Source organism: Frisingicoccus sp. (assembly GCA_016298055.1).
In the GTDB taxonomy this organism is placed as follows: Bacteria; Bacillota; Clostridia; order Lachnospirales; family Lachnospiraceae; genus Frisingicoccus.
Map to the genome: position 1 here is coordinate 1 of JAEDDO010000150.1, position 4,512 is coordinate 4,512.

General features: G+C 39.5%; 10 protein-coding genes. All 10 read right to left on the minus strand.

Translation table 11 applies throughout. The annotated features are described in order from the left end of the window. Positions 1–62 precede the first annotated feature (62 nt). Entirely contained in the window at positions 63–509 is a 447-nt protein-coding gene (locus QZZ35_RS09415) for a macro domain-containing protein (protein WP_291237167.1), read from the minus strand. Position 510: 1 nt separating this feature from the next. Beyond that, complete coding sequence (locus tag QZZ35_RS09420; RefSeq protein ID WP_291237168.1) at positions 511–1,113, minus strand: hypothetical protein; 603 nt, start codon at positions 1,111–1,113, stop codon at positions 511–513. Positions 1,114–1,132: 19 nt separating this feature from the next. After that, positions 1,133–1,276 carry a hypothetical protein gene (locus QZZ35_RS09425; RefSeq protein WP_291237169.1) on the minus strand — a complete coding sequence of 48 codons (144 nt, stop codon included), beginning with the start codon at positions 1,274–1,276 and terminating at the stop codon, positions 1,133–1,135. After that, positions 1,263–1,589, minus strand: a complete 327-nt coding sequence (locus QZZ35_RS09430) for a hypothetical protein (protein ID WP_291237170.1) — start codon at positions 1,587–1,589, stop codon at positions 1,263–1,265. Before QZZ35_RS09430 ends, QZZ35_RS09425 begins: the two co-directional genes overlap by 14 nt. A gap of 2 nt (positions 1,590–1,591) precedes the next feature. Then, positions 1,592–1,876 (minus strand): hypothetical protein, encoded by a 285-nt coding sequence (locus QZZ35_RS09435; RefSeq protein ID WP_291237171.1) that lies wholly within the window; start codon positions 1,874–1,876, stop codon positions 1,592–1,594. Next, complete coding sequence (locus tag QZZ35_RS09440) at positions 1,863–2,183, minus strand: hypothetical protein (RefSeq protein ID WP_291237172.1); 321 nt, start codon at positions 2,181–2,183, stop codon at positions 1,863–1,865. The genes QZZ35_RS09435 and QZZ35_RS09440 overlap by 14 nt, the downstream gene beginning before the upstream one ends. Positions 2,184–2,193: 10 nt before the next feature. Then, a complete protein-coding gene (locus QZZ35_RS09445; RefSeq protein WP_291237173.1) occupies positions 2,194–2,472 on the minus strand; it encodes a hypothetical protein in 279 nt (92 codons plus the stop codon). Between the two features lie 99 nt (positions 2,473–2,571). Beyond that, positions 2,572–3,606, minus strand: a complete 1,035-nt coding sequence (locus QZZ35_RS09450) for a RecB family exonuclease (protein WP_291237174.1) — start codon at positions 3,604–3,606, stop codon at positions 2,572–2,574. A gap of 102 nt (positions 3,607–3,708) precedes the next feature. Beyond that, on the minus strand, positions 3,709–4,161 hold the full coding sequence (locus tag QZZ35_RS09455) for an HNH endonuclease (protein ID WP_291237175.1): 453 nt from the start codon (positions 4,159–4,161) through the stop codon (positions 3,709–3,711). Beyond that, positions 4,154–4,429: a DUF6275 family protein gene (locus tag QZZ35_RS09460; protein ID WP_291237176.1), complete on the minus strand. Its 276-nt coding sequence runs from the start codon at positions 4,427–4,429 to the stop codon at positions 4,154–4,156. The genes QZZ35_RS09455 and QZZ35_RS09460 overlap by 8 nt, the downstream gene beginning before the upstream one ends. Between the last annotated feature and the right edge of the window lie 83 nt (positions 4,430–4,512).

Here is a 4,512-nt window from a genome sequence, read left to right on the forward strand (position 1 = left end):
GTAATCGGAGTATTCTTTTCTTCTTCTGTCATCGTATTAAAACCTCTCTTTTATTTATTTTTTTACTCTTTTCGACAAACCAAAATCTCAATATCTTCTTCTTGAAAAACATCTTTAATAATTCTGGAAACCTTGTCCCATTCCAATCTGTCTAATCCACACCCGATTATCGGCATTGCGATTTTATGAATATTTTCCGACTGGCACAAAGCCTTCATTTTGCACAACGCGCCTGTTAGAGTGTTATATGTTGGCTTCTCAAAATATCGTTCTTTCGTAATCAGGTTGAAAACTCGACCCTCAAGAATACAGTCAAATAATCTTTTCTGTCGATGAAACTGATTGACATAATCGGGATATTTTGTCTGCAAAATATGTTTCATATCGAAGCGCTTGTTGAATTCTACGACAATCCCCTTTCCCATTCCGAAGTCCGCGCTAATACAATGCGCAAGATAATAATCATCCGGGACCGAAAACAGATCTCGAACTTCTTCTCGATAAATCATATTACCACCCCACTAAAACCAAATCGTCATTCTCCCAGTCGAATGCTTTATACGCTCGGACCAACTCGAAAATTGCGTACTCATACGACCAGTCACCTGTGATGCGTTCCCGACTCTCATCCAGATCAATGGGCGAAATTCCGAAGTATTTACCGCTCCAAGAATCAATTTTATCTTGAATCTCGTGTTCTATTGCCAAATGTTTTCTTTCTTCTTTAGACAACTTGGACGGAATTATTGGATCGTCTTCCGGATTGAGGAGACTTTGGAGCCAATTGATAATCTTCTGTCGATATTCTTCAATAACCGCCTTGAAGTCATCCTTCGTTAGAAGAGAAAATCCATCATCGGAATATCTTTCTTTCAACTCTTCTGATGTGAACAACGACGGTCTTTCAGATTCCAACTTGAATCCGATTTCCGAGTATTTACCAAGTTCGTAAAGTTCTTTGCCGACTCTATATGGAGGAAACCATTCATCATCTTCGTCATACCGATATTCATGCCGCTTTGCAAAGTCAATCCAGTCTTCGTTTGTTTTACACGACTGAATTTCTGCGACCTGCTTTTTCGGAACTGCGTATAAATAATGTCTATATCCCATGGTTTAATCCTCCAAACAGTTATTCAAACTGATTTTTAATATCAATTCGGATAACCGTGCCGCACTTGTACACGATAACTCCGTCGACATCGCAACGATTGCAAATACCCATCTTAATAACTTCAACCGCGTTTGCTATTTTTGTCCAATCAATTTCCTTCATTGTTTTTCTCCTCATCCATTCTCGCTCCGCACCGCGAGCAATAAAACGGTTTTGCTGATTGATAACAAATATTACAAGTATCACCGTTAATCTCTTGGTACCACTTAAGAATCCTTTCGTTTGTGCAGTGTCCGCACTTAGAACACTCAACCCCGCCTTGGTCGTTGCACCGAATCCAACGCCCATGTTCTACTTTTTGCACATCTGCGGACGGTATTTTCCCAATATCTTGGGCAAGATATGTTCCGCGTATATCTCCGATCATTTCCATAATTTTCTTTTGAACGGCACTTAATTCAACATACTTTGGCATTGTCATATACCCTCCGTAATATTATTCGCGTAATCTTTCCACGGGTCTACACCGCGCTCTTGCAATATTCCTTCGAGAATATCATTATAACAATTCATATAATGCTCATACTCTCGACGCTCTTTAACATCTGACTCATCCCATCCGGCTTCTTCCATTTGTTCAGCCTGTGAACCGAGAACATCGTGGTAAACGATATCGAAATATTTGTTAATAAGGTCTTCATTGGAAAGCACAGCATTCTCTTTAATGATTCGGTTAACTTCTGATTTATTAAGTTTTCTCATTATAATCTTCCCCAAAGCTTTTGTCCTCAAAAACAATTCGAATCGCAGAATATTTACTCGCTGTCGAAAGAAAATTCAAAATATCGTCAATACACCCACGAGACATAAGCCAGCGTAAACTATCGTACAAATCATATACTCCGTCCTTTCGATGAACAATCCGATAGTCCGGCAGAATCGGGCTAAATTCTGACGTCACCGTCGTTACTTTTTTGCACGCGGTCGACAGGCAGTTTCCATACATATTGGCGTATTCGCAATATTCACCATACTTCTTGCAAGAATAACAATTCGTATTTGATGTCATTCCGTCCTCCTTAAATTTTATCAAAAGTTTCAACGAATTCGATTTTCTCAAGTTTTTCAACGACGAATGGGCTTAGAAGAATTCTCTCGCCTTTATCGGTCTTACCGCTCTTAATCATCTGAAAATATTTGTCACACAACTCTCCGCCTTTTCCGATATACCAACCGGGACGACGAGTGCAGATAATCAGAGAGTTCCCCTTCTTCGAAACAAGAGTGACATCTTTTTCGGTGTGCGCTTCTTCCTTCCAGCGTTTCAACAGATCCTTAAGAGTAATGATTGTTTCCATAATCGTTTCTCCTTTTAAATATATTTTTACTTCCACCATTATTATAACAGAAAACCCCTCGATTGTCAAGGGGTTTTGAAAAATTTCTTTAAAATATTTTTAGAGATCCCAATCGTCGTTCAGTTCCGCCGCCTCTTCTTCGATTTCGTCGGCAAATTCATCGTCCAATGCTTCGAGCTGTTCGAGTTTTTTGTGCTGAATTTCATCCATCTCGATTCCCTGCCACGGCAACCGAACAGCGAACGATCTGTCCTGCGGAGTCCAAAGGCTATAATATGGACAGAGATTTTTTGCTTCTGTTGGTTGATTCGGATTGTTGTTACAAAACGCGCAGTAGAAACACAAAGGAGACGGATGTGCTATCCAGTTTTCGTTGAAAATATCGTCCAGTATTTTCCGCATCTTCGTCTCACACCGCTTTTCCCAACCCTTCGTCCCGGCTTTTCTCATTTCTTCCGCGACTGGGAATTCATATTCACAATCGACTTGAATGTCATCCCCGAACCGTTCCTTTAGTGCTCCAACATAAATCCACATTTGTCTAGGACTTGTCAGTTTCTTGTCATCATATGCTTCCGCGCTCGTTTTTAGATCATGGATTACGAAGTGTTTTGGGTCGTCTCGGTATTGAAGAACGCGGTCAATCGAACCCGTGAAAAGAACTTTGTCGAAGTAATATTCGAACGGCATTTCTGCGGCAAAAAGTTTGAGCTCCGGGTGCTCCGCAAGATACTCTTCTTGCCGATAAATTCCTCTCTCCAAAAATGCTTGCGCCTTCTCTTCGAAGGTTCTTCCGGTCTTATCGAGAGTCTCCCAGTCGTCAGGAAACATCCGACGAAGAATATTTGTTCCAAAAATGTCTCCATCTTTGTCTTTCGGGCTTTTCTTGGGAATGTTCACATTTTGGAAATAATCTTTCAGTATTGGATAATCAATCGGCTTCCCAGAAAGAAGCGTTTCGGTTTGAATCTGGTTTATTTTGTGGACAATTTGTCCGTATGAAATTGCAAGGCTTGTCGCAGGAATATAATGGCCTTTTATGTATTGAAGATAGTATCGATATGGACAATTCTCATATACTTCTGTGCGAGAATATGAGAATTTTGGCTGTTGATATGTTTTTTTATCTGTCATATATCTCCTTTCTTGTGTATAATTTATACAGTTTTTAATTATATTTAAGAAAAATTTTTGTTTATTATAACGAATAAAATGTTAATGAAATTATAGTTTCAATCATTTATTTTTGTGAATCTCTTTGTGACAATCTACACACAATGTTACAAGATTTTCTGGTTCATCACCACCACCCTTACAAACGGGCAATATATGATGTACATTTAATTTCCCATCATCAATCGGAATTGCCACGCCGTATTCGTTTTGAAATGCGTGAAATTCGCCGCATTTTTGACAAGTAAAATTATCTCGATAAAGAATGCGTAGGGAATACGGATCTCTTCCTCTGTTCCATACCGTCATATCATTAAATGCCTTGCTGTGTTCATCGCAACAAAAACTTGTTCTACGGCCACTCAGAAGCCTCCCACACCATTTGCAATGTTTTGGCTCAACATAATCCGGGCACCGAAACCAAACTTTTTCTCCAAACATTTTTTGCGCTTCATACATTGCAGGAAACGGCCTGCGAGTACCGTTTCGTTCCCATGCTTTAGGGTATTTACTCATTTTTATCTACCTCAATACACTTGTTATCCCACTTTTTGTAAGCATCCAAATACATTTCGTTTTTGTCGCCGTTATATGTTACTTCATAATACATGCCATCCCAAACAGTTGTGCTCAAAAGAGCCTTGTTGTTTTGAAGTGTTTTACACAGCCATACGACAAAAACATCTTCTTTCGCCAGCCGACCCTCGTCGGTAATTTCTTTGTGACTGTTGAAATAATTTACAACGGCTTTTTTCGCAAGTTCTACAAATTTCTGATTATCCATTCTTTAATCCTCCAAACTAATCTTCGCACCGCAAGTTGGGCAAAAATTCCAACCGCACTGTGTTTTAATGTCTCTAATGAGAT